The 423-nt window shown below is 67.1% G+C and carries 1 protein-coding gene; it reads right to left on the reverse strand.

Annotated elements, in window-relative coordinates:
- The coding region (locus tag EG885_RS22500; RefSeq protein ID WP_165571282.1) for an IS66 family transposase at positions 1–423 on the reverse strand (423 nt) is incomplete at both ends.

The following is a 423-nucleotide window of genomic DNA, read 5'->3' on the forward strand; positions in this document are numbered from 1 at the left end:
TCAGGTTCTCGACGCAGTTGGAGTCGATCTCGACACGGCCATCGCGCAGGAAGGTCTGCAGCCCGTCCCAGTGGCGATGGATATAGGCCAGCTTTTCACCGAGACGCGACTTCATCGATACGCGCCGGCATTGCGCCTGCAGCCATTCGCCGAAGGCGGCGACCAGCGGCGCAGTGCGCGCCTGGCGGGCCGACAGCCGCTGGCCGGGGCCCATGCCGCGGATCTCGGCCTCGATCCGGTAAAGCTCGGCGATCCGGCGCAGGCCCTCGGCCGCAATCACGGAGCCGTCGCGATCAAAGATCTCCTTCAGCTTGCGTCGGGCATGCGCCCAGCAATGGGCAACGGTGATCGGCGCGCCGCCTGTCCGGGACGGACGCGTCAGGCGGTTGTAGCCAGTGTAGCCATCCAGCTGCAGAATGCCGT

This window comes from Paracoccus nototheniae, assembly GCF_004335005.1.
GTDB lineage: Bacteria > Pseudomonadota > Alphaproteobacteria > Rhodobacterales > Rhodobacteraceae > Paracoccus > Paracoccus nototheniae.